The organism is Sulfurimonas sp. HSL3-1 (assembly GCF_039645995.1).
GTDB classification, from domain to species: domain Bacteria; phylum Campylobacterota; class Campylobacteria; order Campylobacterales; family Sulfurimonadaceae; genus Thiomicrolovo; species Thiomicrolovo diazotrophicus.
In genome coordinates this window covers 773,567-800,157 of the sequence record NZ_CP147920.1, presented here as the reverse complement: position 1 = coordinate 800,157, position 26,591 = coordinate 773,567, and the positions used below count along the sequence as shown (strand labels likewise).

The 26,591-nt window shown below is 55.9% G+C and carries 32 protein-coding genes and 1 riboswitch; of the genes, 15 read left to right on the top strand and 17 right to left on the bottom strand.

Annotated elements, in window-relative coordinates; translation table 11 throughout:
* Window positions 1-22 precede the first annotated feature (22 nt).
* The 10 genes from WCY31_RS04125 (at window position 23) to WCY31_RS04080 (ending at window position 6,674) form a co-directional block, all read left to right on the top strand.
* Window positions 23-277, top strand: a complete 255-nt coding sequence (locus WCY31_RS04125) for a YciI family protein (RefSeq protein WP_345973262.1) — start codon at window positions 23-25, stop codon at window positions 275-277.
* Window positions 278-657: 380 nt separating this feature from the next.
* Entirely contained in the window at window positions 658-933 is a 276-nt protein-coding gene (locus tag WCY31_RS04120; protein WP_345971001.1) for a hypothetical protein, read from the top strand.
* Window positions 934-1,019: 86 nt separating this feature from the next.
* The gene (locus tag WCY31_RS04115; RefSeq protein ID WP_345973261.1) at window positions 1,020-1,487 is read left to right on the top strand and encodes an SRPBCC domain-containing protein; all 468 of its coding nucleotides are present in this window, start codon (window positions 1,020-1,022) and stop codon (window positions 1,485-1,487) included.
* Window positions 1,480-1,749, top strand: a complete 270-nt coding sequence (locus WCY31_RS04110; RefSeq protein WP_345973260.1) for a hypothetical protein — start codon at window positions 1,480-1,482, stop codon at window positions 1,747-1,749. The genes WCY31_RS04115 and WCY31_RS04110 overlap by 8 nt, the downstream gene beginning before the upstream one ends.
* A 41-nt stretch (window positions 1,750-1,790) precedes the next feature.
* Complete coding sequence (locus WCY31_RS04105) at window positions 1,791-2,357, top strand: hypothetical protein (RefSeq protein WP_345973259.1); 567 nt, start codon at window positions 1,791-1,793, stop codon at window positions 2,355-2,357.
* Window positions 2,358-2,468: 111 nt separating this feature from the next.
* A complete protein-coding gene (locus tag WCY31_RS04100) occupies window positions 2,469-3,179 on the top strand; it encodes an isoprenylcysteine carboxylmethyltransferase family protein (RefSeq protein WP_345973258.1) in 711 nt (236 codons plus the stop codon).
* 69 nt (window positions 3,180-3,248) lie between these two features.
* Window positions 3,249-4,829 (top strand): sodium:solute symporter family transporter, encoded by a 1,581-nt coding sequence (locus WCY31_RS04095; RefSeq protein WP_345973256.1) that lies wholly within the window; start codon window positions 3,249-3,251, stop codon window positions 4,827-4,829.
* Window positions 4,830-4,928: 99 nt separating this feature from the next.
* Window positions 4,929-5,213, top strand: coding sequence for a hypothetical protein (locus tag WCY31_RS04090; protein WP_345970995.1), 285 nt, complete (start codon window positions 4,929-4,931; stop codon window positions 5,211-5,213).
* A gap of 99 nt (window positions 5,214-5,312) precedes the next feature.
* Complete coding sequence (locus WCY31_RS04085; protein WP_345973254.1) at window positions 5,313-5,801, top strand: DUF6197 family protein; 489 nt, start codon at window positions 5,313-5,315, stop codon at window positions 5,799-5,801.
* 171 nt (window positions 5,802-5,972) lie between these two features.
* On the top strand, window positions 5,973-6,674 hold the full coding sequence (locus WCY31_RS04080; RefSeq protein ID WP_345973252.1) for a hypothetical protein: 702 nt from the start codon (window positions 5,973-5,975) through the stop codon (window positions 6,672-6,674).
* A 29-nt stretch (window positions 6,675-6,703) separates the two neighbouring features.
* Here the strand turns inward: WCY31_RS04080 and WCY31_RS04075 are convergent, their stop codons facing one another.
* From WCY31_RS04075 to WCY31_RS04065, 3 genes are all read right to left on the bottom strand, one after another.
* A complete protein-coding gene (locus tag WCY31_RS04075) occupies window positions 6,704-7,291 on the bottom strand; it encodes an IMPACT family protein (protein WP_345973251.1) in 588 nt (195 codons plus the stop codon).
* A 31-nt stretch (window positions 7,292-7,322) separates the two neighbouring features.
* Window positions 7,323-7,652, bottom strand: a complete 330-nt coding sequence (locus tag WCY31_RS04070; protein ID WP_345970991.1) for a hypothetical protein — start codon at window positions 7,650-7,652, stop codon at window positions 7,323-7,325.
* A 153-nt stretch (window positions 7,653-7,805) separates the two neighbouring features.
* Window positions 7,806-11,045, bottom strand: a complete 3,240-nt coding sequence (locus WCY31_RS04065; RefSeq protein ID WP_345973250.1) for a prealbumin-like fold domain-containing protein — start codon at window positions 11,043-11,045, stop codon at window positions 7,806-7,808.
* Between the two features lie 146 nt (window positions 11,046-11,191).
* Window positions 11,192-11,267, bottom strand: a riboswitch (cyclic di-GMP riboswitch).
* A 196-nt stretch (window positions 11,268-11,463) separates the two neighbouring features.
* Here WCY31_RS04065 and WCY31_RS04060 point away from each other — a divergent pair.
* Complete coding sequence (locus WCY31_RS04060) at window positions 11,464-12,420, top strand: A/G-specific adenine glycosylase (protein ID WP_345973248.1); 957 nt, start codon at window positions 11,464-11,466, stop codon at window positions 12,418-12,420.
* Here WCY31_RS04060 and WCY31_RS04055 read toward each other — a convergent pair.
* Entirely contained in the window at window positions 12,401-13,675 is a 1,275-nt protein-coding gene (locus tag WCY31_RS04055; protein WP_345970988.1) for an MFS transporter, read from the bottom strand. The genes WCY31_RS04060 and WCY31_RS04055 overlap by 20 nt on opposite strands.
* The gene (locus WCY31_RS04050; protein WP_345973247.1) at window positions 13,672-14,586 is read right to left on the bottom strand and encodes a ChaN family lipoprotein; all 915 of its coding nucleotides are present in this window, start codon (window positions 14,584-14,586) and stop codon (window positions 13,672-13,674) included. Before WCY31_RS04050 ends, WCY31_RS04055 begins: the two co-directional genes overlap by 4 nt.
* A gap of 40 nt (window positions 14,587-14,626) precedes the next feature.
* Between WCY31_RS04050 and WCY31_RS04045 the strand changes: the two genes are divergently transcribed.
* On the top strand, window positions 14,627-15,067 hold the full coding sequence (locus WCY31_RS04045) for a hypothetical protein (protein WP_345970986.1): 441 nt from the start codon (window positions 14,627-14,629) through the stop codon (window positions 15,065-15,067).
* Window positions 15,068-15,075: 8 nt separating this feature from the next.
* On the opposite strand, the gene WCY31_RS04040 is transcribed toward WCY31_RS04045, so the two are convergent.
* On the bottom strand, window positions 15,076-15,423 hold the full coding sequence (locus tag WCY31_RS04040; RefSeq protein WP_345970985.1) for a rhodanese-like domain-containing protein: 348 nt from the start codon (window positions 15,421-15,423) through the stop codon (window positions 15,076-15,078).
* A 140-nt stretch (window positions 15,424-15,563) separates the two neighbouring features.
* On the opposite strand from WCY31_RS04040, the gene WCY31_RS04035 reads away from it, so the two are divergent.
* Window positions 15,564-16,049, top strand: a complete 486-nt coding sequence (locus tag WCY31_RS04035) for a DUF2062 domain-containing protein (RefSeq protein WP_345970984.1) — start codon at window positions 15,564-15,566, stop codon at window positions 16,047-16,049.
* On the opposite strand, the gene WCY31_RS04030 is transcribed toward WCY31_RS04035, so the two are convergent.
* Both WCY31_RS04030 and WCY31_RS04025 read right to left on the bottom strand, forming a co-directional pair.
* Window positions 16,046-16,795, bottom strand: coding sequence for an ATP-binding protein (locus WCY31_RS04030; RefSeq protein ID WP_345973246.1), 750 nt, complete (start codon window positions 16,793-16,795; stop codon window positions 16,046-16,048). The genes WCY31_RS04035 and WCY31_RS04030 overlap by 4 nt on opposite strands.
* On the bottom strand, window positions 16,785-17,519 hold the full coding sequence (locus tag WCY31_RS04025; RefSeq protein WP_345973244.1) for a 5'-methylthioadenosine/adenosylhomocysteine nucleosidase: 735 nt from the start codon (window positions 17,517-17,519) through the stop codon (window positions 16,785-16,787). Before WCY31_RS04025 ends, WCY31_RS04030 begins: the two co-directional genes overlap by 11 nt.
* Before the next feature lie 140 nt (window positions 17,520-17,659).
* Here WCY31_RS04025 and dbpA point away from each other — a divergent pair, with 140 nt between their 5' ends.
* Together dbpA and WCY31_RS04015 are read left to right on the top strand one after the other, a co-directional pair.
* Complete coding sequence (gene dbpA, locus WCY31_RS04020) at window positions 17,660-19,039, top strand: ATP-dependent RNA helicase DbpA (RefSeq protein ID WP_345973243.1); 1,380 nt, start codon at window positions 17,660-17,662, stop codon at window positions 19,037-19,039.
* Window positions 19,036-19,488 (top strand): YaiI/YqxD family protein, encoded by a 453-nt coding sequence (locus WCY31_RS04015; protein ID WP_345973242.1) that lies wholly within the window; start codon window positions 19,036-19,038, stop codon window positions 19,486-19,488. Before dbpA ends, WCY31_RS04015 begins: the two co-directional genes overlap by 4 nt.
* A gap of 74 nt (window positions 19,489-19,562) precedes the next feature.
* Here the strand turns inward: WCY31_RS04015 and WCY31_RS04010 are convergent, their stop codons facing one another.
* From WCY31_RS04010 to WCY31_RS03970, 9 genes are all read right to left on the bottom strand, one after another.
* On the bottom strand, window positions 19,563-20,324 hold the full coding sequence (locus WCY31_RS04010; protein WP_345970979.1) for a nitrilase-related carbon-nitrogen hydrolase: 762 nt from the start codon (window positions 20,322-20,324) through the stop codon (window positions 19,563-19,565).
* Window positions 20,321-21,259, bottom strand: coding sequence for an ACP S-malonyltransferase (gene fabD, locus WCY31_RS04005; RefSeq protein WP_345973241.1), 939 nt, complete (start codon window positions 21,257-21,259; stop codon window positions 20,321-20,323). Before fabD ends, WCY31_RS04010 begins: the two co-directional genes overlap by 4 nt.
* Before the next feature lie 13 nt (window positions 21,260-21,272).
* Window positions 21,273-22,037, bottom strand: coding sequence for a helix-turn-helix domain-containing protein (locus tag WCY31_RS04000; protein WP_345973240.1), 765 nt, complete (start codon window positions 22,035-22,037; stop codon window positions 21,273-21,275).
* Entirely contained in the window at window positions 22,024-22,542 is a 519-nt protein-coding gene (locus tag WCY31_RS03995; protein ID WP_345970976.1) for a peptidylprolyl isomerase, read from the bottom strand. Before WCY31_RS03995 ends, WCY31_RS04000 begins: the two co-directional genes overlap by 14 nt.
* Window positions 22,543-22,620: 78 nt before the next feature.
* Complete coding sequence (locus WCY31_RS03990) at window positions 22,621-23,532, bottom strand: tetratricopeptide repeat protein (RefSeq protein ID WP_345970975.1); 912 nt, start codon at window positions 23,530-23,532, stop codon at window positions 22,621-22,623.
* Between the two features lie 9 nt (window positions 23,533-23,541).
* A complete protein-coding gene (locus WCY31_RS03985) occupies window positions 23,542-24,051 on the bottom strand; it encodes an OmpA family protein (RefSeq protein ID WP_428837495.1) in 510 nt (169 codons plus the stop codon).
* A gap of 152 nt (window positions 24,052-24,203) precedes the next feature.
* Window positions 24,204-25,445 (bottom strand): Tol-Pal system protein TolB, encoded by a 1,242-nt coding sequence (gene tolB / locus WCY31_RS03980; protein WP_345973239.1) that lies wholly within the window; start codon window positions 25,443-25,445, stop codon window positions 24,204-24,206.
* 2 nt (window positions 25,446-25,447) lie between these two features.
* Window positions 25,448-26,227, bottom strand: a complete 780-nt coding sequence (locus tag WCY31_RS03975) for a TonB C-terminal domain-containing protein (protein ID WP_345973238.1) — start codon at window positions 26,225-26,227, stop codon at window positions 25,448-25,450.
* Window positions 26,199-26,537 (bottom strand): ExbD/TolR family protein, encoded by a 339-nt coding sequence (locus tag WCY31_RS03970; RefSeq protein ID WP_416768921.1) that lies wholly within the window; start codon window positions 26,535-26,537, stop codon window positions 26,199-26,201. Before WCY31_RS03970 ends, WCY31_RS03975 begins: the two co-directional genes overlap by 29 nt.
* Between the last annotated feature and the right edge of the window lie 54 nt (window positions 26,538-26,591).

The following is a 26,591-nucleotide window of genomic DNA, read 5'->3' as shown; positions in this document are numbered from 1 at the left end:
CATACCAAAAAAAGGAATTTGAATGTATAGATACCTTATAACTACGTTTCGCACGCCCCAGTTCGACCCATCGGTCATTGATGCGCATTATGCCTTTCTCGATGACCTGAGACAACGAGGAAAACTTGAACTTGCCGGTCCGTTTACGGACAAGAGCGGCGGTGCCTATTTGATCAAAGCTGATAGTCTTGAAGAGGCCGAGGCCATAGCGTTCAGTGACCCGGTGCATACTTCGAAGTCATCCATCGTTACCGTCTACGAATGGAACGCAAAATGAGCCTAACAAATTCAGTGGAACCCAATCAGTAACCCGCCTGCGCCCGTTTCATGAGTCATTCTCAGCGTTAAGCGCAGATAAAAAGCCTATGAATTGCACCTATTGCCCTTGATCTGTCGATTCTTCTCCTACCCGTCAACGAAGCTCTGTTGTATGCAGCACATCAGAAGGTTTTCAAAGCATTTTTTCCTCCTCCCATACACCACTATCCATTATTTCCAGCACTTTTGACGAATAACACGGCTATCCGCTTTGTCTCCATCGCCTCGATACCGCATTGGCAAATTTCCATAGGGTTCATCTGTATATTATTAGAAATAGAAATAAATTACGTTTTAGTCTGTTTAAAAAAATGTACATATTTACAATAATCTGCTAAAATGAATGCCATTGAATTGTTAGGAAATAATATGACTGGTGTTTATCTATTTCTCATTTGGACGGTAATAGCTGTTGACATTGGCGCAATCATGTCTATTTTATTGGAAGAAATGCTTTATACAAGAAGAACAAAAATTTTCAAAACCATCGTCATATTGGGCGTTCCATTGATCGGAGCAGTCTTCGAAATATGGTTGCTGAGAAAATACAAAGAAAATGATACGGCAACAGACAATCGAACGGATGACCTGTTCTACACCGCTATGGATATTTGACATTCCCAGCGAATCCCAAGTGACCGACTATAATGCGAATTTTGATCGCTCTTTTAAACGATGAACATCATTGACACAGAAACCATATGGCTATCCACGAACTACATACGGAAATAGAGATTGATGCACCCGCTGAACGGGTATGGGAGATCCTGGCCGATTTCACTGCATACCCCCAATGGAATCCTTTCATCCGTTCGATACAGGGCACCCCAACCCAGGGTAAGCGGCTTCAGGTCGAGATCCAGCCGAGCGGTAGCAAACCTATGCGTTTCTCGCCTGCGGTCCTCGCCGCTGAAGCCGGGCGCGAACTGAGGTGGCTGGGCCGGTTTCTGTTCCCGGGTCTCTTTGACGGCGAGCATGCATTCGTCATCGAAGCGCTCGGCGAGGACAAGGTGCGCTTTCAGCAGAACGAGCGCTTCAGCGGCATCCTGGTAGGACTCTTTCGCTCCAGTCTGGACAGCGACACCAGACGCGGGTTCGAGGAGATGAATCAGGCCCTGAAACTGCGGGCAGAGGCAAGTCCGCAACCAGGCAGGGATGCCATTGATTGATTTTCTTATCGAGGAATTGATCGGCCAGACCCTTGCAGCGCTCATCCCCAGAAAAGTGTTTACATATCTCATTGTCTTGCTCATGGCTGTAGCAGCCGTGACATTCGGATATCTTTCCGGTCACATCGTCTACGACTTGTTCATGGAGCCAAAAAGCATCGTCAGAGTCATCGTTATGGGTATTGGTGCCTTGCTGATTTCGGGCTTGTCGATCGGGTCATTTTATCTGATGGGCAGCGCCTGGAGAAGTCGAAACGGTTGACGTAACCGACTCCATTTACGTTATACGAATATAGTAAGAGTATGAAAAAAGCAGTTCCGATAGCCGCCTTGCTCATTGCAGTGATTATCAGCTCTACGTGGGCATTCTATAAACCGGTTCGGATTCTTGCCCCGGAACTAGCCGGTGTTCCGTGCTTCAGCGACGCGATATGCACGGACGATGCTTCCCGCCTGGAAGACGCGACCGCTCTGTATAATGAAGCGCTGCACTTCGTCGGCACCTCCGTCGGCGGGATCAGACATGCTCCGCGCACTGTATTTTGCAGTTCAGAAGCCTGTTCCGAGTCGTTCGGCTTGGGAAGGCGCTCTGCGATCACCCTGGGTACTTTCGGCATCATTATCGGTCCCCGGGCCTGGAAACGGTATTATGTAAGGCACGAAATGATCCATCATCTTCAAAATGAAAGATTGGGTATGATCAGTGTTTTACGGGCTCCAAAATGGTTCACCGAGGGGATGGCATATTCCCTCAGCAAAGACCCCCGTCCCAAGCTAAAAGACCCTTTTGAACACTACCGTTCCCAATTCGACGATTGGTACATCAGGGTAGGCCAAGAGCGCCTGTGGGAAGAAACCCACCGTTTGTAAACATAGAAAATCGGTCAAGCCCCGTCAAAAGCGCGCGGGCGTCATTTGATGGGGCAGTTCAAACGTTGGTGGCGTACGTATTGAAATCATGGCTGATTCCGGAGTAAAGATATGGCATTGAAAACTGTTCATCCAAATAAAAACCAGCCCCGTCTGTGGCGCAACGTGATCCTCCTTTACCTCATCATCCCGCTGGTGCTGCTGCTCTGCGGTGGCGATGTTGGATGGTGGCAGGGCTGGGTCTACTCCGTGCTGCTGTTTCTTGCCGGTGTCGGCGGACGGTTCCTGGCGGAAAAACGGCATCCGGGCATTCTCGCAGAGAGGGCCAGCCTGGAGAAGGCTAAAAACGCGAAACCATGGGACAAAGTTCTTGCTCCGATGATGGCCGTTAGCCTCTCTTTTCCCCTGGTCATCGTCGCAGGGCTCGACCACCGTTATGCGTGGACGCCGCTCATGCCGGCATGGCTCACCGTTCTCGGCCTCATTATCATCACACTAGGGTACGCATTTGCGGCCTGGGCGATCGTCGAGAACCGCTTTTTCTCCACGACGGTACGTATCCAGACGGACCGGGGGCATACGGTCTGCGACAGCGGCCCTTACCGGGTCGTTCGCCACCCGGGCTATGCGGGAAACCTTCTGGCCCTTGCCGGCATCATCCTCGCCCTGAACTCTCTCTGGACACTTCTCCCCGCCGCGGCGGCGTTGCTCATCGCCGTGATCCGGACCGCGCTTGAAGACAAGACCCTTCATGAGGAGCTTCCCGGGTACCCCGATTATGCGAAGGAAGTAAGCTATCGCCTGTTTCCGGGGATCTACTGAGGGCAGCTGCATTTCACAAATGGGCAAAAATAGGGCATTATCTTTTAACGCTGCAGCCAAAGGAACCGTATGGATTTACTAGATTGGTACGTTATCGGTGCCTATTTTATACTGCTGCTGCTCTTCGGCTATTTTATCGGTCAGGAAAACCGCGACCAGGATGACTACTATGTCGCCGACCGCAAGCTCTCGTGGTGGGCCGTGGGCATCTCGACGATGGCGACACAGAGCTCCGCCATCAGCTTTATCTCCATCCCTGCATTTGTCGCCGTCAAAGAGGGCGGCGGCCTGACATGGCTGCAGTACGAGCTGGCCCTGCCCCTGGCCATGATCGTAACGTCCATTTTTCTCATACCGCTCTTTCGGAAGCTGAAGCTTGTCAGTGTCTATGAGTACCTGCAGCTGCGCTACGGCACCGGCGTCCGCAATACGGTTGCCGTCCTCTTTCTGCTCAGCCGTGCCCTGGGGACTGGTATCGCTCTGTATGCGACGGCCATCGTGATGCAAAGTATCACCGGGTTTGAACTCTGGATCTCCATCCTTACGATGGGCCTCATCATTCTGATCTACGACACCCTCGGCGGCATGCGGGCCGTTGTCTATTCGGACATCTTCCAGATGGGGCTGCTTCTGCTGGGTGTCATCGTCTCCATCGCCATCGCCGTCGATCTCCTTGGCGGGTTCGGGGCCATTGTCGACACCTTCCCCAAAGCGCGGCTGCAGACACTCGATTTTGGCTGGGGGCTCGGCAGTGACGGCGGCATGCCGTTTTGGGCCTTTCTCTTCGGCGGATTTTTTCTCTATACGGCCTATTACGGAACGGACCAGAGCCAGGTGCAGCGGGAACTCTCCGCCAGGAGCATCGAGGACGCCAAACGCTCCCTCTACTTCAACGGCTTTGCGCGGTTCCCGCTGACGCTGCTGTACGTGTTGATGGGCATTACCGTAGGCACGCTCTATCTGCAGGACAGTGCACTCCAGGCGAGTGTCGCCGCCTCCTCCCCCGATCACCTCATCCCCCAGTTTATCCTGGCGTACCTTCCGGGAGGGGTGAAAGGGCTGCTGATCGCCGCCATTCTCGCCGCGGCCATGTCCAGCATCGACTCGGCGCTCAACTCCCTCTCCGCCGTTACGCTGCATGATTTTGTCCTGAAAGAGAAGCACACCCAGGGAGCGAGAGAGATCCGTCTGAGCCAGATCACGACCCTCTTCTGGGGCATCGCCGTCATCCTCTTCGCTTTGATGGTCGGTGTGATCGCCGATACCGTCATTGAAGCGATCAACAAGATCGGTTCGGCCTTTTACGGGCCCGTTTTGGCCGTCTTCCTCGCCGGCGCGCTTCACAGGCACATCGGCAGCAGCGCCATACTGACCGGCCTCGTTGGCGGCGTCGGCGTTAACCTCTTCTTATGGCTTTTCCACCCGGAAGTGATGTGGATGTGGTGGAACGTGACGGGGTTTGTCGTGGCCTATTCGGGCGCATGGATGCTTTCGATGAGCCGTTTTAAAACATCCAAGAAGGGGGCCGATTACACCGCGGGACACACCGTTGCGCTAAAGTGGACAGGCATGGACACGCTGCTGGCGTGCTATTTTCTGATGATGCTCATTGCACTATGGCTTATTGACGAAGGGTGGGCTGATCTATAACAAAAGAGATCTCCTTCATGTCGCATTTCAGCAGCAGGTACAGTTTTTGTACTTCCTTTCCGACAGACCAGAGTAAAGAGGATATAAATGAATGCGTGTTTGACGAAAATATGCGAGACATTTGAGGAGACAACGGACTTTCTCTCAAACAGGACACCGGAAAAAGAGAAGATCGTCACGGCGCTCTTTTTTGAATTTTTGGATTGCTTTTCCTCTTTGGGAGCCGAAAAACTTGAATATCCCAAAGAGTTCCAAAACGATGTCAAGCTCTACCTGCAGGGCCATGCCATCTTGAAGAAGAAGTTTGAAGACGTCGAAATCCGCTACTTGATGCTGAGCGACTTTTACGACTTTTGCCGATTGACAAAAAGGTATATGAAATAGGAGATTTCCTGCCCGTTTCCGGGAGATGAAGTACAATTGCCAAAAGCACATGTGCCATCATTGTCGGCATAGAGGAGCTGTCCGATAAAGGCTCGATTCATGAAAAAGTACATTCTCTATACCCTTTTGTCTCTCCTGCTCCTGGGCTCTTTTATCATTTTCGGCGTCATCGGTGTCTACAAAACCGAAAACGGCATCGTTTTGGGTCTGCCGGATTATGAGCGGAGGGACGTTCGCGTTACGCCGGTCGATTTGGAGATTCTCAGTAGGGCGGATGCGCTGCTGCACAATGAAAGCGCCTGGAGAAAAGCCCCTGTGCCCGATTGCGCACAATCAGAAAAGCTGGATCTTTATTGCGCGTTGGAAAGAGCCTCGGTGGAGGTGATTGGCCACTATGTCCATCGGCAGCCGGCCCTGCAGGAAGTGAGGTTTGCGATTGACGATCGCTATCGTGCACGCTGGACAAAGCATCGGCTTATCGATTTCAACGCCGACAAAGCGACGAGCTTCGAAGAAGTCAAGTCCATACTCGAGCAGGCGACATCGACGGTCAAAGCGAAACTTTCCCGATACAAAAATCAACAATGAGTCTTTTGGGAGGATGTTATTTCGGCGAAGCATTGCAGGCGTCCTGTCTAGTGTAATCTTTCAGAAATTTTCCGATTTGCCTGCGGATCCACAGCCCGCATTTATATCCGCAGCGCTACTATACGCGCACAATATATCCGTGATACATCACATGATATGGAGAGAGAAACAATGAGTATGATTCACTTTATCGGAGGAGAGAAAGGAGGCGTCGGCAAGTCCGTCTTCGCGCGCCTGCTTTCGCAGTATTTTATCGACAACGATGTCGCTTTTGTCGGACTGGACGCGGACCGTTCCCACGCGTCACTCACCCGCTACTACGAGCAGTTCACCGATGCCATCGACCTGGACTTTTTCGAGAGCAGCGACAAGATCATGGAACTGGCGCTGGAAAAAGACATCAACGTTCTGGTGGACCTGCCGGCGCAGTCCGAGCGTTTCCTTGACCGTTGGATCGAAGAGAATGACGTTCTTGGGATGTGTGAAGAGACGGGGATCGAGATCGTCTACTGGTACCTCGTCGACGGCGGCAAGGATTCCGTGCAGCTACTGAAAAAATTCCTGCCGAAATACAGCGTCGTCATGACCTGCGCCGTCGTCAAAAACGAGGGACGCGGCAGCGATTTCTCCGAAGTCGACGACGTCATCGCCTCCGTTTCAAGCGAGGCGAACGGTACGCTTAAAGAGGTGGTACTGCCCGCGCTGCACGCCCCGACCATGCAGAAAATCGATAAATACACCTTCAGCTTCTGGGCCGCCGCCAATCTCAAAGAGAACGGCACCGCCCACCTGAGCCTGATGGAGCGCCAGCGCACCAAGGTCTGGCTGCGCAAAGCTTTCGCGATGTTCGAGTCCGTCCTGGGCCGCCCCTGATTGCATCGCGGCAGTACCGCGACGCCCCTTTACTTTCCGTCCTCCAGGCGTTCCACCAGACGCCCCGCCCTGGCGAAGAATGTCTCCAGGGCTTCATCTCCCCCCCAAACATGCCAGAGCACCGTCGTGGCTTCAAAGGCCTTTTCAACCTCCGTCACACCGCTCTCCGTCAACAGGTATTCCACCTGAGAGACCGCGCTGTAGCCGCAGGTAAACGCAGCCTTTTCCTGGGGAATATACTCGGTCAGCTCCGCCAGGGCCACCGCATCGGAAACCGCCTGGGTATAGGCGCGGACCAACCCGCCCGTCCCCAGCTTCGTGCCGCCGAAATAGCGCACGATGATCACGGCGGCATCGATCAGCTCATGTCCCGCCAAAACGGCAAGGCTCGGTTTGCCGGAAGTCCCTTTCGGTTCGCCGTCGTCGCTGCTCCCCTCGACGACCTGCATATGGTCATTCAGGAAACGGAAAGCCGTCACGAAATGACGCCCCTTGGGGTGCTCGGCTCGCAGGCGCTGCAGGGTTGCATCGAAGAGCTTATAGGGGACGAGATGGGCGATAAATTTCGACTGTTTGATTTCGTAGGTTGAGGAAACAGGCGTCTTGAGGATTTGCATGACGCCATTATAGCGGGCGCAGGAGGGGCACTTACTTTTTTTGTGCACCCATCTGCTTGTTCAGCTGCTCGCGAAAACGCTGCTGCATCGCTTCGAACTTTTTACGCTGTTCATCCGTGAGCAGTGCCTGGATCTCGTTGTTCTGATCGACGCGCAGTTTCATATGCGCCTTGAGGTAGCGTTCATGGATATCGCCCCACTGTTTCGTCTGCTTGTCGCTGAGACCGAGCTCCGCCTGGATCTGCTTGAGCATCGCCTCCTGACGTGCTTTGATCGCCTCCGCCTGCTGCTGCTCCGCGGAAGGCGCCGCGTAGAGTGCCGACGCCAGCAGGGCGGCCGCGAGAATCGTAACCTTTTTCATACTTCTCCTTTAAATAGGTGCATATCATAATAGAGGTTGATAAACAGTTCTCTATATCGCATACAAAAAAGAAAAAAAATGGGTAAAAGTGATTGAAATGTGATGAAAAACGGGAGATTAATAGGGCAAAGGCGAAGCGCCTTTGCCTAACGGTTACGGACAGAGCGCACCGTTGTTGTAAGCATCGAGCGTACCCGCAATCGACGTTGCCAACGATTTTTGGGCCGCGGCGTTCTTACCGCCTTTGAGGTAGCCGCCGGTGCCGTCGAAGCCGATGGAGGACAACAGCGCGTCCCCGTCAGCAATGGCATCGCTTGCGGCGCTACACTGGGTCGCGCCGGCCGCATAGTTGGCCTTGGCCGCCAAGAGCTGCGCCGCCAGACCGTAGGCTGCATCCCCGGCACGCTTCTTGCCGCTGGAGACATCGCGCTTATCCAGGATGGATACCGCGTCTTCACAGCTGGCGACTTCAAAGCTTCCCAGGGTGATCGGCAGGACATAATCGACCAGCCACACCTCTGTTTGGCCTGCCAGAAGGTTTGCCGCTTCCGCTTTTTCCTGCTGGTTGCCGTGGCCGTCACATGTCGTCCAGTTTTTCCAGTAGCCGATCGTACGCGGTTCACCGCCCGGAGGCGTATAGTTGTTCTCTACGACGAAGTGGATCGTCTGATTCGCTTCCACGCTGAAGGTATAGCAGTGGTTCTCGTTCGATGCTTCCCCTGAGTCAGGATTGTCATAAGAGACCGGAGAACCTTCAACGTACCAGAGGTTTTCCCAGGCAACCGGGATACCCGTTTCACACACTGTATAGTTTGCACCCGGAACCAGCCAGACTCCGTTAAAGTCTACCAATCCGTTCGCATCAGGTGTATCCAGCAGGTTCAGACCGTTTCCGCTGAGCGTAAAGGTCCAATTCAGCGTGTACGTCGTACCGCCGTTTTCGTGTTTGATCAGTTCGATCTTACCACGCTTGCGGTTGGTGTAGGTACACTGGACCGTTTCACCCGGATCGACGACGATCGTTGCTTCGCGCTGGCTCAGAGAAGTAGAGCTGTTCTCCACGCCGTCAAGCTCGACACAGGAGAGACCGATCAGATCATACTCCGGTTTCGGGTCATCTTCCGTCACCGTATAGGTTTTCGGAATCACATCCATAAAGGTGTGCGACCCAAGATGCGTCAGGTTCAGATCATACGAACCGTTGAGATCCTGGGCGAAGTGGAAGTAATCCGGCATTCCCGCAGGAACGGTCAGCTTGTTGATGATCACCGTACCGTATTTGGTATTTTCAAACTGGCACTCGTAGTCGGCGCGATAGAGATCTTCCGGATAGTCGACAGTGAAGTCGCAATCACCGGATTGATCGGACATATACCAGCCGTCTTTCATGATTTCGACGACTTTGTAGTGACCCTCTGCGAGTTCACCTTCCGGTACAAGCACGTTCGTTGCGCTGTTCGGATCGGTAAGCAGAGATGTCACAACCGTCCAGACATCCGGAGCAGTCTCTTTATAAAGCGTCATGTTCCAGTCGCCTTTTTGCGGGATGCCCTCGATCTCGGCCGGTTTGGTCACTTTGATGACTTTGACCGCCGGTTGGCCGGCCAGCTGGTTGTTAAAGGTGACAGACTCGCCGCAGGACGGCAGCGTGATCGTCACCGGTTTAATCGCACTTACTTCCGGCTCAAACCCGGTCGGGGCCGTTTCCGTTACGGTATACGAACCCGGTTCCAGACCTTCTATCTTCACCGATTGGGTCAACGGGCTGAGCGCCGTGAAGGTCAGGGTGCGGTTGATGTCATCCATCCCCTCTCTGGAGACGGTAAAGAGGACATCGATGCTGTCGTTGCCGTCAAGCACGTCCGGCATTGTTTTATTGATCGTCAGCGACACGGTCGCATCGGCAGAGAGCGCGATTTCATGTGTTGCAGGATCAGGTGTATAGCCCCCGTCGCCCACAATCGTCGCGGTGTCGCTGAGCATACCGGTCGCGATTATCGGACCGTCGATATAAACAGTCTTATGGAAGACCAGCACGCCGCTGTCTTCAACAGTGTAAGAGGTCCAGTTAACGTCGCCGACCGTCGGCGTTCCCGAAACGTACGGCGCATCGTATTCACCGATATCACCCGGCGTGAATGTACCGCTTGAGAAACTCATCAGTCCGTTCGTACTTTCGATCCATTCGTGGTCTCTGACGATTGCCGTGGTGTTGAGCTGGTCACCCGGTTGGACCGATGCGGATGCGGTGGCTTCCAGGGTAACCGTGATCGGCACATCAGGAAGGTAAGGGTCTTCGAAACCGATGGTCGCGATATCGTACAGTCCGCCGCTCTCATCTTCGGGGACGATGACATCGTGTTCGCAAACGACCCCGGAGAAGTTTGGCGGCATCAGATAAGGAGTGCACGCATCCGGCTGCACACTGGTCATGCCGCCGCTGTAGTAGACGACATCAGACACATTGGCGTAGATTTCGCGTGAAGCGGTGTTGGAGACATAGATCTTGGTGTGGATACCGACCGTGCCTTCCGGGGTAGCCGCCAGTTTCGTCCAGGTCACGTTGACATCGACCAGCTTGCTGGTAGGGGCGCTCGGCGCACAGGTGTCGCCGAATTCAACCGTCGCCGGGCCGCTTTTGGAGATGCTCCATCCAAAAGACTGGGCCTGGCGCGCCGTCATGTCTTTGCTGGTTTCAACCGCCTTGACATCGGGGAGCTGGACACGTTTCTGGCCGCCGGAAGAGCTCAGGTTCGCATCCCAGAGGTTGGATTGCAAAGAAGATCCCGAATAGAGGTGTGACCCCAGGGCGAGACGCTGATAGTAGTTGGCGACACACACGGCACCGCCGGGAAGACCGTTCGCGGCATACTCCCCGTCTCTCGGTCCGCCGCCTGCTACGGAAATCTGTCGGTAGATCGTGGTAAAGACCCCCCCGGCACCTTCATTGTCGGGTGTAATAAGCAGATCCTGGACAACCAGTTGGTCCTGATACTGTTCCGCCCAATTTTTACAGATGTCGTTGGAGAGGTCCGTATCGAGGGTCAATACGGAAATGTAGTCCCACCCGCGCAGATCGCCGCCTTCGGCGTACAGGTAGTCACCGCCGACGGTAAAGGTGAACTTCTGGGGATCGCTCCCCTTGTTTTCGATCGTCACCCGGTGCGGGACAAGGTCGAGCTCCGCCCACCCTTTCAGGTTACCGGTCGTATAGGCCCCGTCGGGGCAGACATAGTCGTTCGCGGCCAGGTCATATCCGTCGGGAATAGACGTGGAGCGACACCCTTCCAGCGTATAGCCGATGTTGGCCGACGCCGCTGCGGCGAAGAGCAGTGCTCCCGCTCCCAGCATGCGCTTGATCAGCCCCCATTCATCTCGAAATGAAGCTTTCATTTTTAGAGTCTCCTGTTGTATAGAGCCGCTCTTGCGAAGCGGTTCCAAATCCAAACCCGTTTGACACGGGCAGGCATCGAAGTACTCAAATCAAAAAGGAGGGTAACAGAGTGAATCAGTAGACTTTTCAACCGAGTTACCCCACTTTTGGCAACCCGGCCATCTTCGAGAAGATCCGTAGCTTTCCGCCCCCGGTTCGCACCGGGTTAGGCTTTTCTTGCAGTACAAAAAAATCAAACAACCTTGAACAGCCTCCCCTTCACTTTTTAGCGCGAAGCCGTGAGAAAAACAGCTATTCATTACCTCCCAGTATAGAGCGTAGAAAATTAATTTCATATAAGAAAAATCAATTTGATTGCAGACATAAATAGTGCACTATACGATTGCATTCCGACACGCGTCTGCTATAATCCGCACCATGAATGTAGATCTGCACAACCGGCTGCTGCAGTGGTATGAACACCACGGCCGCCATACCCTTCCGTGGCGAAATACCGATGATCCCTACCGGATCTGGGTCAGCGAGATCATGCTGCAACAGACCCAGGTCAAGACCGTGCTCGAACGCTTCTATTTCCCCTTTCTCGAGCGCTTTCCGACGCTCCCCTCCCTCGCGAGCGCTCCGCTTGACGACGTATTGAAGCAGTGGGAAGGGTTGGGCTACTATACCCGTGCGAAGAACCTGCACAGGGCCGCACAACTTGCTGCGCCCTATATGCCCGGAACCGTCGAGGGTCTGATCCGTCTGCCCGGGATCGGCAAAAGCACGGCCCACGCCATCGCCGCGTTTGCCTACGGCGCGCCTGTACCCATCCTCGATGCCAACGTCAAGCGTATCCTCTACCGTTTCTTCGGCCGCAGGGAGGCCGATGAGAAAACCCTCTGGCGACTGGCCGAAAAGCTCTTCGACCCCGAACACCCTTTTGAATTCAACCAGGCAATGATGGATATCGGCGCGACGCTCTGCCTCCCAAAGAGTACAGCATGCGATGCCTGCCCCTTCGAAGGCGCCTGCAAAGGCGCCGCGGGCGACCCCCTGTACTACCCCGCCCCGAAAAAGCGCAAAAGCGTCCCGGTGCGCGAACGGCATATCGTCGTTTACAGGCACAACGGCCGTTACGGGTTAAAACAGCGCGAAGGAAGATTCCTGCACGGGCTTTGGGGGTTTCATGAACAAACAGCGCCGCCCGAGCAGGGGAAAACGCTCGAAAGCATCGTGCAGGTCTATTCGCACTTCCGGCTCGAAGCGCAGGTCTGGCTCTGCGAAGCACACCGCGAAGGGCTCACCTATTTCCAAAGAGAGGAGATCGACGCTCTGGCCCTGAGCGGGGCGGACCACAAGGTGCTGAAGCAGCTTAGCGCATCGCGCCCCTGACCTCCTCCGCCACCGCTTTTTCATCGACCATATAGAGCAGTACCGCGCCGATCACGAAAAAGACCGCGACCGAAGCGATCCCCGCCCGGGAACTCTCCGTCGCCAGGGCGACGGCGCCGATAAGCAGCGGCCCCAAAACCGTGGCGAACTTTCCGAGGAAATTGTAAAAGCCGAAGAACTCCGCCGCGTACTCCGCGGGGATCATTTTCGAATAGTACGAACGGCTCATCGCCTGGATACCGCCCTGCACCAGCGCAATCATCGCCGCGAGCAGGTAGAAGGAGCTGACGTCGTGCATGAAGGCCGCCATTATGGCGATCAGGACATAAAAACCAAGGGTAAGATAGATCGCCTTTTTCGTATCCCACATCTGCGCCAGCTTCGCGACAAGGATCGTCGCCGGGAACCCGATGAACTGTACCAGCAGCAGGGCCTTGATCAGGTCCCCGGCCTCGAACCCTATTGCCATGCCGTAATCGACGGCCATCCGGATGATCGTGTCGACCCCGTCGATGTAGAACCAATAGGCGACGAGGAAAAGGAAAAGGCCTCTGAGATGCTTGATCTTGTGAAATGTACGCATCAGGCGACGGTAGCCGAGCACCGTGAGGGTCACCGTACCGATTTTGCGGGTATTGCGCTTCTCCTTGACCCAGAGGACGAAGGGCAGTGCGAAGAGCATCCACCAGAGTGCTACGGAAATAAAAGAGGCTTTCACCCCTGCCGCCGCATCGGCAAGCCCGAACCACTCGGGCTGCTGCACCATCGCCACGTTCAGCGCAAAAAGGATCCCGCCGCCAAGATACCCCAGCGCATACCCCAGCCCGGAGACCTTGTCGAAACGGTCCTCCGAGGTGACCGAGGGTAGAAAGGCGTCATAAAAAATGTTCGACCCCATAAAACCGATATTCCCCAGGACATAGACAAATGCGGCCAGCTCCCACTGCCCCTTTCCGACCAGGGCGAGCGCGGCGCTCATCAGGATGCCCAGGAAGGCGAAAAGCAGCAAGAAACGCTTGCGGATGCCGCCGGCGTCGGCGATGGCCCCGAGCAGCGGTGCCAACAGCACGACGATGATGCTGGAGACCGCGTTAGCGACCCCCAGCTGGGCCGTTGAGAGCGTCGCATCGGTATCGGCGCTGTAGAAGGCTTTGAAAAAGAGCGGGAAGAACCCGGCCATCACCGTGGTGGCATAGGCGGAATTGGCCCAGTCATAGAGCGCCCAGCCGTAGATTCGCTTCGATTCACGCGTCATTCTGTCTCCTTGGGAGGTGCGTCGGGGGTATAGAACAGCAGGTAATCCGCTTCGCCGACATCGGCATCGGTGCTGCCCGCGGGTACGGGAAGGATCGTCACATAAGGCTCGGCGCTGCGGCGGGCGAAGCGGGCGTTGATCCCCAGGCCGTAAGCCATATGGAACGCCCCGGCAAAGACGACAAGCAGCTCCTCGTCCGAATGCAGTTCTTCCGCGGCAAGCCGTGCGCTCTGCTCACCCATATAGCTGTCCCACGCGACCTGCACCCGGTACATCCGCTCCCGGCACTGCTGCGCGCTTTCACCCTCCTGCTTCGCGTGGCAGTGGGCGAAGAAGGGCGCAAGCATCGCCTTGTGCGCACTCAGGTTCAGATCGAGATGCTCGAAGAACGCTTGTTCATCCTCGGACATGGCGCTCAGATTGCCGTCCGAAACGGCTTTTTGAAAGGACTTGTCCATATTGACACCGAAGAGCATCCCCCCGGCTCCCACGATGCTTTTATAGATGGGATCGTACGATGAAAAAGGGTAGCCCGCTTTCGTTTTCCAGCCGATCTCTGCGGTGAAGTTTCCGTCATATGCGCCGCGCGCGTAGCGTGACAGGAGGTCATCATCCTCTGGGGTAAACCATTCGTTGGCCAGCAGGAGACGGCGCCCGTTTTCTCCCAGGCGGCTCAACACTTCGGCGAAGCGTCTGTGCATCGCTTCGCTGGAGTGATGGTCCCCGACAAAGAGCACCCGGTAGGGCGAAAGGCGTGCCACCAGCTCCGCATCGCCGATACAGGCGGCCTGTTTCATATCGTAAACGCCGCACGACTGCGGCAGGATATGCTGCAATGCGGCCCGGGGGTGGGAGCAGCCCGAAAAGAGTATGAAAAAAACGGCGAGGGAAAGTGCCCTGAAATATTGCATGCAGTATAATATCCCAAATGCCTTAAGGGGTAGCGACGAGATGGCGATCCGCTTCAGCTTCAAATATTTTCTCTTCAACGCGTTCCGGGAGCTATTCCTCTATCACCACAGCTCGCTTGAATTCCGTGCCAAACTTTTTGCCGCGCTCATCTCGGCCGACAACGAAGCGAACGAGTGTGAATTCGACGTCGTCAAAGAGGCGGGGATGAAGATCTACAACGACGAGGACCGTTCAAATACGCTGGTACTGACGACGCGGGAGATGGTGGAAAAGGTCCTGAAAAACAATGGGCTCGACATCGACGCACTGGTCGAAGATATCATCCGCGACCTGCGTTCCGTGCCGCGCTACGCGCTGAAGATCGATCTGGACCAGCTGGAGCCGCTGCTCACATGCCAGGACGATCCCGACGTGACCGCCTACCAGGAGAGTATCCTGCGGCTCTTCGGAGAGCTGCGCAGCGAGTTTGTTTCCGCTTGAGCGGGCGATCAGCCCTTGTAGGGAACGAGCTCGTATCCCTCGCTCATCAGCTTCATGACGCCGCCGGCGAGGTTCTTGACGTTGTAGCCCTGCTGCTTCATGAACATGGCGACCTGCGCCGTACGGGAACCGGTGCGGCAGATGAAGCCGATCTCTTTCTCTTTGCCACCAAGTGCATCCATTGCCTTCATAAAGCCTTCCGCGTCGTAGCTGCCGTCCATCTGGAAAAAGGTGACCGTTTTACATCCCGGAACGACGCCCGTTTGCATCCACTCCATCTCGGTGCGGATATCGACGACGACCATATCGGAGTTTTCCAGCAGCTCTTTGTCCGGATATACGTTAAGACTTGACATTATCTTCCCTTTGAAATCATTAGGTTATAAAAATTAGGCAAAATTATATCGGCTATCATTTAAACGAATTTTATTCCTGTTTTAATAGCCAATTTCGTTAAAGCAGTTATAATACTGCGACTTTTGCACGGGGTGACGGCATGATCCGACGGTTTTTCAAACGCAGCCGCTTCAATGAAAAGTATGCCGACGTCATCGCAAAGTATAAAATACCCCGTGCTTTTCTAAGCGTGAACAGACACGCAGTTGCAAAAGGCGTTCTTGTCGGCCTTTTCATCGCCTTTATCCCCATGCCGGCGCAGATGGTCGCCATCGTGCTGCTGCAGCCGCTTTTCCGCTTCAACCTGCCGCTCTCCATTGCCCTGGTCTGGATCACCAACCCCGCGACGATGCCTTTTATCTACTATGTCGAGTATCAAACCGGCGGCTTCCTGCTCGGCATGCACAATCTGCCACACGTTGCTATGAGCCTGGAGTGGTTTGAGCAGAACTTCGATGCGATCGTTGTGCCGCTGTATACGGGCGCCCTCTTCTACTCTACCCTCTTTTCAGTCGCAGGCTACTACCTGGTCCAGCGCCTCTGGATCGTTTCCGTACGGCGGCATCACCGCCGCAGACGCTCCTAGAGCGCGAAACGTTCCGGATCGAAAAAACTGTCGTCGGAGATATGGCCGAAGGCCGCGTTGATCGACGTGAAGAGGTCGGGGTATTTTCCCTCCATCTCCGAGAGCATCGTCTTCATCTCGGCGCGTGCGTAGGGCATCTTGACATCGAAACGCATGGAGGGGCATGCCTCGTCGCCGATGGTCGGCCAGTCGTTGTCGTGCGCGGCGGCGGCAAGCTGGCGTTCGCGCATCTGGATCAGGGGGCGGATGACAATGAGGCCGTTGTCCGCCCGGTACTTCGGGGCGAGTGAACGCAGGTGCCCGTTGTAGATCAGGTTCATAAAAAAGCTTTCGGCTGCGTCATCGAGGTGGTGCCCCAGGGCGACCTTGTTGCAGCCGAACTTCTCCGCGGCGCTGTAAAGCGACCCGCGGCGCATCCGCGAGAAAAAACTGCAGTACGAGGAGTTTTTGCGGATTTTCTCCTTGGCCGTGTCGTAGATGTTCGTATCGTGGATGTGATGCTCAATGCCGTGAGAGCGGCAGTGTTCGATCAGCGCGGAAAAATCCTCTCCCATCCCGTATGCAACGGTCACGGCGATCAATTCGAAGTTGAAGGGCGCGCGGCGCTGCTGCTCCTTCATGGCATGCACGAGGGTCAGGGAGTCTTTGCCTCCCGAGAGCCCCACGAGGATACGGTCTCCCTCCTCGACCAGGTTGAAAGCAGCGTTGGTGCGGCCGAGCTGCCGCATGATTTTTTTACTGACCATGGGTGGCGGCGATCTTCTCCAGCATCCCCATGACGAAACTGCTGCTGACCTGTGATGAGTGCTTCAGGAATTCGTCGAAATCGAACGTCGCGTCCAAGTCTGCGGCGTCGCTGATCGCGCGCAGCACGAAGAAGGGAACCTGCATCGCATCGCAGACGACGGCAACGGCCGCCCCCTCCATTTCGATAGCGTCCGCCTCGAAGGTCTTTTCAATCCAGGCTTTACGCTCCGCGTCTGCGATGAACTGGTCGCCGGTCGCGATGATCCCCCCTTTGAGTTCGATCCCCTTCTCCTCGGCCACGCTTCTGGCCATATGCAGGAGCTCGCGGGACGGTTCAACGTAGACCTTGCCTTCGGGCACAAAACCGTGCGGGTGACCGAACGCCGTGATGTCAAGGTCATGCTGGCACAGCTGCGTCGCCGCGATCAGATCACCGATTTTCAGGTCAGGGTTCACGGCACCCGCCACCCCGGTGAAAAGCAGCATCTCGCAGCCGAACTTCTCCAGCATTGTCGCGGCGGTCAATGCCGCGTTCACCTTGCCGATCTTGCTGTAGCCCAGCACGATATCAAGCCCTTTGAAACGGGCCTCGTGGTAGAGGTTCCCGGCATATTCGACGTCGTTGTGCTTCTTGAAGTATTTGAGCAGCGGTTCGTGTTCCCCCGCGTCGAGAAACGGCTCCACCTCTTCGACCATGGCCCCCATAATGGCAATTTTCATCATTTTTCCTGCATCGTAAAATTGGTGCAATTATAGCCAAAGAGCTTCAGAGCGCGGTAAAATGCACGCAGGGGCGCAATACGCTACAATGGCGTAACGCCTTCGGGAGAAGTTCCCGGAGCATTCTGCCACAAAGAGCCGCCGTGACCTCCAAACCTTTTACCACTCTTCCCCTGCCCGCAGCACTGCAGCAGAACCTGGATGCCCTAGGCTACCGCCGTATGACCCCCGTACAGGAACAGAGCCTTCCGGCGCTGCTTGAAGGCAAAGACGCCATCGTCCGCGCGCAAACCGGCAGCGGTAAGACCCTCGCCTTCGGGATCGGCACGATCATGAAGCTCGCAGAGAATGAATCGGATGTTCAGGGGCTTATTCTCTGTCCGACGCGGGAGCTGGCCGAACAGGTGGCCGGAGAGCTGCGACGCCTCTCCCGCCACCGGCCGAACATCAAAATTCTGACGCTCTGCGGCGGGGTGCCGCTGGCACCGCAGCGCGACTCGCTGCAGTACGGAGCGCACATCGTCGTGGGCACCCCGGGGCGGGTCCTCGATCACCTGGGGAAAAAAACGCTTTCGCTCTCGAAGGTGCATACCCTGGTACTCGACGAGGCCGACAGGATGCTGGACCTGGGCTTTCACGACGCCATCATGAAGATCGCTTCGCACCTGACTTCCTCCCGCCAGAGCCTGCTCTTTTCGGCCACCTTCCCCGAGACGATCGCCGCCATCGCTGCCGCGCTGCTGCGCGATCCTGTGACTGTGGAGGTCGAGAATAGCGCTTCCGAGGTGACGCTCACACAGCATTTCTTCAAGGTAAAAGGGGAGAAGGTCGGGACGCTCGTGCGTCTTCTCGGTCATTACAGCCCCGAATCTGCCGTCGTTTTCTGCAATACGAAGGCGGGCTGCGATGCGTTGGCGATCGCCCTTGCCGAGCAGGGCTACGACGCGGCCGTCCTACACGGCGACCTGCGCCAGGGCGAACGCACCGAGGTCCTGACGCGTTTTGCCCTCGGCGGGATCCGGCTGCTCATCGCGACGGACGTCGCCGCGCGGGGACTCGATATCAAGGCGCTGGGCGCGGTCATCAATTTCGACCTGCCCGAAAAGCCCGAAACCTACCTCCACCGCGTCGGCCGTACGGCCCGGGCGGGCAGCACCGGCATGGCCCTGACGCTCTTTACCCCCAAGCAGCAGCCGGCCGCCGAACGGCTGGCCGAAGCCGGCGAGACGCCTTTCAGCCCCGAAGACGCCTCCGGTTTCCCCCCGGCTGACCCCGTACGTTTTCTCCCCGATTTCGCCATCCTGCGGATCGACGGCGGCCGGAAGCAGAAACTGCGCCCCGGCGACCTGCTCGGTGCCCTCTGTGCCTCCGGCGGCATCGACGGTAAAGCGGTGGGCAACATCGCCGTCCATGACACCCTGGCCTACGTCGCTGTCGAGCAGGGTGTCGCCGACACCGCCCTGCAGCAGCTGAACCGCGGCAAGATCAAGGGCAAAAAGTTCCGCGTGAGGATCGCGCAGTGACCATTTTCGTCGACGGGGACGCCTTCCCCAACCTCCTCAAACCCATCGTGGTGCGCGCCGTCGAACGGGTGAAACTGCCCCTGGTGCTTGTCTCGAACAAACCCGTCCGGCTGGGAGACTCTTCCTTGATAAAGACGGTCATCGTGGCGGCCGGAGCCGACGCCGCCGATGACAGGATCGTTGAGCTGCTCTCCCCCGGCGACCTCGTCATCACGACGGATATCCCCCTGGCAGACCGGGTCCTCGCCAAAGCCGCCCATGCCATCGACCACCGCGGGGAGCGCTACACCGCAGACAACATCAAGCAGTACCTTGCGATGCGCAACCTGATGGAGACGATCCGCGACACCGGCGTCGTCACCGGAGGGCCGAAACCCTTCAGTCCCAAAGACGCCCACGCTTTCGCCAACGCCCTGCACCGGTTTCTGACCGAACACGGCATGGCGTAGCGGGGGGAAGAGAATAGAAGTACGTTTTCTGGATAAACTGCGACGGCGTTGCTGCCGCGGTCTGGAAAGGGGTCTCAGTCGATCTTGGCGAGCCACTTCTCGACGTCATGCAGACGGTGGTCCGGGGTGACACTGACCACGGCTTCGTCAAAGAGCGGCAGCGTCTCTTCCGCTTCGCCGCGCGGCGTGATAACACGGCTGCCGCCCCAGAAGCCCAGACCGTCCTCGAAACCGACACGGTTGACGAAAACGACGTAGGCGTTGGAGAGCTGCGCGAGGGATTTGAGCAGCGCGTCCCACTGCCCCTCTATGGCCAATCCATCCTCCTCGAAACCCCGTGCCGGCGAGTTGGCGATCACATAGACGAATTCCGGTTTGAGCGCCGCAACGTCGGCCATTGTCTGAGCGCGCCAGAGATCCTCGCAGACAAGCATGACACTCCGACCGTATGTCGTGTCAAAGGCTTCGATGCGCTCTCCCCTGAAAAAGTAGCGCGCCTCTTCGAACATCCCGTAATTGGGCAGGTGCAGTTTTCGGTGGAGATGACGCAGTTCGCCGCCGCTGAAATAGCACGCGGTGTTGTAGGTGCGACCATTCTCTTTGAGGGCCGCACCGACGACGATATCGCAGGCGAGACTCGCTTTGGCAAGCGGTTCCAGTTCCGGCAGCGTCCAGGCATCTTCAAAGACCTTGTCCTGAAGCAGGTAGCCGTTGAGCGCCAGTTCCGGGAAGACGATGACGTCGTTGCGTCCGGAATAGGCAGCCGCCAGCGCTTCGCACGCCCCAAGGTTCGTACGGTTCAGCCGGGGTGCATTCTGGACGAGTGTGACGGTCATGAGAGTGCGTCGAGGGTAGCCTGGAGCGAATCCATGTCGAAGACGTTCAAGGTCTTCATCTCTTTGGCGATGCGGCGGTTAAGGCCCGCAAGGACCTTGCCGTTGCCGAACTCGATGGCGAGGTCGACGTCCGGGGCAATCGCGGCGACGGACTGTTTGTAGCGGACCGGGTAGATCAGCTGTTCGCTGAGCAGCTCCACCGCTTGCTGCTTCGTGTGGTACGGCTTGGCCGTGACGTTGGAGATGATCGGTGCGTCGAAGGGATCGTGCAGCACTTTCTCCAGCTCGGCGCGCAGCGGGTCCTGTGCGGCGGAGAGCAGCGGGCAGTGGCTGGCGACCGACATGTTCAGCAGCAGCGCACGCTTGGCTCCGGCCTCTTTGAAAGTTGCTTCGAGGCTCTGAAGGTCCGGTTTGAGACCGGCAACGACAAGCTGGCCGTCCTGGTTGTAATTCGCAGGCCAGACCTGCTTGTTCTCTTTGTTGCGCGCATCGGTACAGATCGTCTCGACCGCTGCGTCGTCAAGACCGACGATGACCATCATCCCCGCCTCGACGCCTTCACAGGCCCCCTGCATCAGCTGGCCGCGCTTGTGCACCAGCTCGACGGCGTCGAGGTAATCGATCGCCCCGCTCGCGCAGACGGCGGACACTTCGCCGAGGGAGTGCCCCAGCAGCAGTGTCGGCGCCGTTGGACGCGCCTCCTGAAAGAGCTTATAAGCCATCATCGACACCAGCAGAATCGCCGGCTGGGTATAGGCTGTCTGATCGAGTTTCGCATTCTCCTCGAACATCAACGCTTTGAAATCGACCCCAATACGGTCGCTGGCCTTCTCGACCATCTCTTTTGCATAATCAGACGCCTCGTAGAACGCCTTGCCCATACCGACACTCTGGCTCCCCTGTCCCGGGAACACCATCGCGATTTTCTGACTCATTTCTCCTCCTGAATTATGATTCAAGCAGACCGAACTGCTCGTTTTCCGCAATCTTTTTGCGCAGGGTGTTGCGGTTGAGACCCAGGCGTTCCGCCAGCTGCAGCTGCGATTTGAACTTGCGCAGTCCCGTACGGATCAGCGGGACCTCGTAGAGGTGCAGGAATTTGCGGTAATCGTTGTGCGACCCCATCTGCGACTGTAAATAACGTTCCATCACCTGTATCACTTCCGCTTCGTTGACGCCACCCATCAGGCGCTCGAAATAGATCTGCTTGCGCAGGGAGTAGGCGTTGTCGCTCAGGTCCGGTTTTTTACCGGAGGGAGAAGCCTCGGGGGAGAGGTCGAAGATCCGGTCCGCCTCGGCATTGAAATGGCTGACAAGCAGCTCGACGTCCTCCGGGCGCTCGAGCAGCGGCGGCAGGGCGATCTTGACGCTGAAGAACTCCCAGATCGCATCGGAAAGGTATTCGGATGATGCCGTGGCGATCAGACGGAGCTTTTCCGTTTTGACCCGCTCGAAAAGCAGCGTAATGTTCGGACAGTGTTCAATATGCGTCAAAACAACTTCGTCATTGCTTTCAAGCGCATTGAGCACATTGTCAAAATCCCGCGCATCCAACACGACCGCGCCGGGCAGGATCACCCGTGCAAGCGTCTGTTTGCCTGTTCCCTTCGGTCCGCTGATAAGTGCGTTGACCTGGAGGGTCTTGAGGAGAGTCGCCGTCCGCAGCGCTTCGGTCGAAGCGTGTGAGGCCGCCAGAAACTCAGTGGCAGCCACAGCTATGTCCGCCGCTACTTCCGCAGCAGCTGTCATCAACCTTATTCTCTGCCGGAACGCCGCTGGCGATTTCATCGGCCGTCGCGTCACGTACTTCATTGATCGTGACGCTGAAGATCAGATCTTTTCCGGCCATCGGATGGTTGAAATCGACAAGAACGCTCTCGTCTTTGATCTCTTTGACGACGACCTGGACCGTACCGCCGTCTTCACCCTGACCGTAGAGTGTCATGCCTTCTTGAAGATCGATACCGGCGAACTGCTCTTTCGGAACATCCTGAGTCGCTTCGGGATTGTAGTCGCCGTAAGCGTCAGAGGCTTTAACCAGGACATCGCCCTTTTCGCCTGCTGCCATATCCTGGATACCCGCTTCGAGGCCCGGAATGATCTGTCCCTTGCCGAACATAAAGACGAGCGGCTGACCGCCGATGTTGGAGTCAACGACCTTGCCGTCGGCCTGAACTTCATACTGGATGGATACGACTTGATTCGTTTCGATTGCCATAATATTACCTTTACAAAAATTTAGGGATTCTAACCCGATCTAACTATAGCGCGGCTGAAAAAGTGGCGCTATAGCTGCCTACAAAGTATTCAGAAGCCGTTCTGCTTCCGCTGCTTCACCGGAGGCAGGGTATTTAGCGATAAGTGACCGGAGAAACTTTTTCGCGTTTGCCGAATCACCGGTATGCATCATACATTCCGCACTGTGGAGCATCAGTGTCGGCATAAACGATGTTTTCGAAGAACGGGCCGCGCTCTCCTTGAAATATGAAAGCGCTTTGGACCACTCTTTGCGGTAGTGCCACATCTCCCCGATCATGAAGTGTGCATAGGCCGGTTTGTAGTTGCGGCGGATCAGCTCCTCGTACATCGGGATGGCATCTTTGAAGTAGAGCTTGTTATAGCTTGCCTTCGCTTCGGCGGCAAGCTCCTTGCTCGATTTTGACTCCAGGGATGCCCCCGCCGCCGGAGCGCTGACGCTTTTAAGGGTTTTGCCCAGATCGCGTTTGAAGGCGTTGATCTCCCCGACAAGCGCGTTGAACTCATCCTTGGAAACGTAATTGGCGTTGATGGCGTCCACCTGTGTCGCCATGCTCTCCAGGAGCGACTTCAACGAAGCGATATTGGCCTCGTCCGCCCGGACCGCCTCTTCCAGTGCCGCGATCTTGGCATCACGCTGGGCACCGATGTCTTCGCCGGATGTCAGTTCCGTGACTTTGAGCTTGTTTTCCTGGGTTTTTTCCGCCAACCCTTCGATAATCGTCTGCAACCCGTCAATGCGTTCGCGCAGGCTCTGAAGCTGTGCACTGTTCTCTTGGGATTTGCGTTTGGTATTCTTGAGGTTCTGCCGGTTTTCGACAATCTTTTTTTCGGATTCAGTCAACCCATAGGGCGAATCGCTGTCAAGATTGCCGGCACCGAATACGGAGGGCTCAGACGCCTGAAGCTGAAGCAGCAAGGCGCCCGCCAGAAGGAGGGAAAGACGTTTCATTTGTCCCGATTACGGAAGAAGTTTGAAATCGTCGCGGCGGTTCTTGGCCCAGCACTCCTGTGTCTTTTCGACACAGACCGGATTGCTTTCGCCGTAGCTGACCATGCTGATACGTTCGGCGCTTACGCCTTCGGCGACCAGCGCATCTTTGGCGGCTTTTGCGCGTTTGAGGCCCAGGGCGAAGTTGTACTCGTCGCTACCCCATTCGTCACAGTTACCTTCGATTTTGATGTTAAAGGCAGCTGCCTTGCCCTGCATCAGTGCCGCATTTGTCTGGAGCTTCGAAGATGCTTCCATGCTGATATCGAATTTGTCGAAAGCGAAGTAGATGGAGTCCATCTGGCTTTCCAGTGCGCTCATCGTCTCTTCACCGATCTCGATCGTGCTGTCGCTGACACCTGCATTCTCATCGACGACAACAGTATCTGCATCCGCCGCACTCTCCATCTGGCTGCTTTCCGCACCCGTCTGCGTCTCATCGATCGCCGGTGTTTTAGAGCTACATCCAGCCAACAACATCAGAACTACACTGCTGTATACCAACACATTTTTCATCACAATCCTTTAGGGAGTCCGAACAGAGCCTTTCACGAGGGTGTTCATTAATTAATCCAGAAGATTTTAGCAAAAAAAACTTAACAGGATATAGCAACCTGCTTTAAGTTTACGGATTACCAGTCCAAAGACTGGATTTTTCCGCTTGCGAGGGGGAACAAAAAGTTTTTGTTCTGGGCCAGACGGATCACCCCGATGGCACTTTGCTGTTTGTAGTTTTTGATATAGATGATGGCATCGCCGTCATTGGAGAAGCGCGGGAACTCGTTGATGCCCGTGGCGGTCAGGCGGCGGATAAAGTCCGTCTTCATCGAAATCAGGTGGAGGTTGAAGGTATTCGGACCGAAGGCATTGTTCGTTTCACGGGATTTGTAAACGACATATTCGTTGTGCGCACTGCACGCGGAGTTGTCTTTTCCGTAAAAGACCAGCTGTTCGATCTTGGCTTCGCCCGGGCGCTTTGCAAAGACATTCGGATACCCGAGACGGTTGGAGATAAAGACGACACGGCCGTCGTTCATAAACTGCCCGTTAACGTCGATGCCGCCGTAGGTCGTGACCCGCTTGGCCGTTTTCGTGGCGGTGTCATAGAGGTAGATGTCGGGTTGGCCGTTGGGCGCCATTGTCAGCAGCAGATCCCGTCCGTCCCGTCTGACATCGGAGCAGACCAGCATCCCGTCCGAACTCATGATCGCATTGCGCGCACCGGTGCGGACGTCGATCTTGAAGAGGGTCGGTTTGTTTCCGCTGAGGGAGGTGTAATAAAACGCGGTGTGCGCCTCGTCCGCCCATTTCGGAAAGACGTTGAGTCCTCCTTTGATCATAACATGCTGATAAGAGAGGGTATAGTCTGCAATGACGATTTCGCTCTCCATACGCCCTTTGAGACGTGCGAAGATAATCTTGCGCTTGAGCCACTCCAGCGGCGCCTGGCCGAAGAAATCGTTAATGTCATAGGCGATCGCGTGCGCCACAAAGGGGCTCATGCCCGTGTTGGCCACCCGGTAGCTTTTCTGCATCACGACCTTGTCGTCCTGGAAAAGGCGGATGTCGGCGACAAAAGCGGCATCGTCGTCGCGCAGGCGGAAACGCAGCGTGTAATCCATGGCACGGTTCAGTATCGAAGCGTTATCAAAATGGGTCGTGGCGTAGTGGTGGTCGACATTGAAGAGCGTCAAGACGTTCAGATCGCTCGAAAGCAGTCTGAAAAAACGTTTGGCCGGCGTACCGGTGAAATCGACGGAGGCATCCTCCACGGCAATGGAAGGAAGACTGTCGGCTTCTTTTACTACTTCAATGGTCGCATCGGCGGCGAACATCAACGTCACACTCATCATCATGGCAATGAAAAAACGCATCGTTACTCCTTGGAGACCAGGCTGACATCCAGCACGGCCTCATTTCCTTTTGGGTTTCTCTCGAACCTGACGCGCAGGAGGCGCTGCTCCAGCTGCGTGACCTCCCGGTCGAAAAATGCCTCGCCGGAAGGGCGCAGCACTTTAAAACGCGTCATCTTGCCGCTGGCCGAAATCCAGATGCGGATCAGTGAAACCGAGCCTTCGGAATTGACCGGCGGGAAGAAGTTCTCATAGATAGTGGCCTGTATTTTAGCGTAATACGCATTGACTTCCGCGCCGCCCGACGCGCTCTGCCCGCCGGCTTCCTGCGAGGGGCGTACGAGGTTCAGATTCTTGACCTTCTCAGCCGTTGCAGTCGTGTCGCGCTTCTTCGTTGTTTTAATGCGCTTTTGGAGGTTGGCAAGCCGCTTTGTATCGATCTTTTTCTGCTCGTCCAGCCGCTTGGTATGCACGATCTTCTGCGTCTGGATATCCGAAAAGAGCGAGGAGATATCCTCAACAGGCGTGGGGCTCTCTTCAGGCTCGGGGGTGGGTTCCGGCGCCGCTTCTTGTTTGGGTACAGGTTTGGGGGTATTGTTCTGTTTTGAAGTCACCAGCGGGACATCCACCAGGGAAACAGAGACCGCAGAACTTTTCGTCATAGCGTAACTGTGCATTTTGTCCAGTCCCCGAAGGAGCTGGAAAAAAAGCAGGATGATCAGGACAAAAAGGACAACGGCATAGAGCCCGCCCAGATAGAAGTCCCTGGGGTCGTCAACCGTTGGTAGCGAGAGAGACTTCACTGAAACCTGCCTGTTTTACCGCCGCCAGAACCGACATCACCATTCCGTAATCCAGTGAACGGTCGGCACTGATCGTCACCGTTGACTTGGCATCGAGATTCTGTTCGGCAAAACGGTAGAAGTTGTCGATGAACCCGAGACGGTCGAATTTCTCTTTGTTGACGAGAATGACGCCCTCTTTCGTAATGACAATGTGTACCGGGGGTTTTTTCTGCATCTGCTGCTGTGCCGAACCCTGGGGGAGATTGATCAGCTCTTCATAGACAATGTTCGGAGCGATGACCATCAAGATCGCCAGAAGCACGAGCATCACGTCCACGAGGGGCGTAATGTTCAGTTCCGGGCGCTCATCCCAGTCGAATAC

Coding starts and splice junctions, on each gene's coding strand:
- WCY31_RS04010 (WP_345970979.1), bottom strand. CDS start 20,324: ATGACCGTCACACTCGTCCAGAATGCACCCCGGCTGAACCGTACGAAC.
- WCY31_RS04115 (WP_345973261.1), top strand. CDS start 1,020: ATGGCTATCCACGAACTACATACGGAAATAGAGATTGATGCACCCGCT.
- WCY31_RS04075 (WP_345973251.1), bottom strand. CDS start 7,291: ATGCAAATCCTCAAGACGCCTGTTTCCTCAACCTACGAAATCAAACAG.
- WCY31_RS04120 (WP_345971001.1), top strand. CDS start 658: ATGAATGCCATTGAATTGTTAGGAAATAATATGACTGGTGTTTATCTA.
- WCY31_RS04080 (WP_345973252.1), top strand. CDS start 5,973: ATGAGTATGATTCACTTTATCGGAGGAGAGAAAGGAGGCGTCGGCAAG.
- WCY31_RS04040 (WP_345970985.1), bottom strand. CDS start 15,423: ATGTCAAGTCTTAACGTATATCCGGACAAAGAGCTGCTGGAAAACTCC.
- WCY31_RS04100 (WP_345973258.1), top strand. CDS start 2,469: ATGGCATTGAAAACTGTTCATCCAAATAAAAACCAGCCCCGTCTGTGG.
- WCY31_RS04035 (WP_345970984.1), top strand. CDS start 15,564: ATGATCCGACGGTTTTTCAAACGCAGCCGCTTCAATGAAAAGTATGCC.
- WCY31_RS04030 (WP_345973246.1), bottom strand. CDS start 16,795: ATGGTCAGTAAAAAAATCATGCGGCAGCTCGGCCGCACCAACGCTGCT.
- WCY31_RS04105 (WP_345973259.1), top strand. CDS start 1,791: ATGAAAAAAGCAGTTCCGATAGCCGCCTTGCTCATTGCAGTGATTATC.
- WCY31_RS04085 (WP_345973254.1), top strand. CDS start 5,313: ATGAAAAAGTACATTCTCTATACCCTTTTGTCTCTCCTGCTCCTGGGC.
- WCY31_RS03990 (WP_345970975.1), bottom strand. CDS start 23,532: ATGAAACGTCTTTCCCTCCTTCTGGCGGGCGCCTTGCTGCTTCAGCTT.
- WCY31_RS04060 (WP_345973248.1), top strand. CDS start 11,464: ATGAATGTAGATCTGCACAACCGGCTGCTGCAGTGGTATGAACACCAC.
- WCY31_RS04095 (WP_345973256.1), top strand. CDS start 3,249: ATGGATTTACTAGATTGGTACGTTATCGGTGCCTATTTTATACTGCTG.
- WCY31_RS04070 (WP_345970991.1), bottom strand. CDS start 7,652: ATGAAAAAGGTTACGATTCTCGCGGCCGCCCTGCTGGCGTCGGCACTC.
- WCY31_RS04125 (WP_345973262.1), top strand. CDS start 23: ATGTATAGATACCTTATAACTACGTTTCGCACGCCCCAGTTCGACCCA.
- fabD (WP_345973241.1), bottom strand. CDS start 21,259: ATGAGTCAGAAAATCGCGATGGTGTTCCCGGGACAGGGGAGCCAGAGT.
- WCY31_RS03970 (WP_416768921.1), bottom strand. CDS start 26,537: ATGCTCGTGCTTCTGGCGATCTTGATGGTCATCGCTCCGAACATTGTC.
- tolB (WP_345973239.1), bottom strand. CDS start 25,445: ATGCGTTTTTTCATTGCCATGATGATGAGTGTGACGTTGATGTTCGCC.
- WCY31_RS04055 (WP_345970988.1), bottom strand. CDS start 13,675: ATGACGCGTGAATCGAAGCGAATCTACGGCTGGGCGCTCTATGACTGG.
- WCY31_RS04025 (WP_345973244.1), bottom strand. CDS start 17,519: ATGATGAAAATTGCCATTATGGGGGCCATGGTCGAAGAGGTGGAGCCG.
- WCY31_RS04045 (WP_345970986.1), top strand. CDS start 14,627: ATGGCGATCCGCTTCAGCTTCAAATATTTTCTCTTCAACGCGTTCCGG.
- WCY31_RS04050 (WP_345973247.1), bottom strand. CDS start 14,586: ATGCAATATTTCAGGGCACTTTCCCTCGCCGTTTTTTTCATACTCTTT.
- WCY31_RS03985 (WP_428837495.1), bottom strand. CDS start 24,051: ATGTTGTTGGCTGGATGTAGCTCTAAAACACCGGCGATCGATGAGACG.
- WCY31_RS03995 (WP_345970976.1), bottom strand. CDS start 22,542: ATGGCAATCGAAACGAATCAAGTCGTATCCATCCAGTATGAAGTTCAG.
- WCY31_RS04065 (WP_345973250.1), bottom strand. CDS start 11,045: ATGAAAGCTTCATTTCGAGATGAATGGGGGCTGATCAAGCGCATGCTG.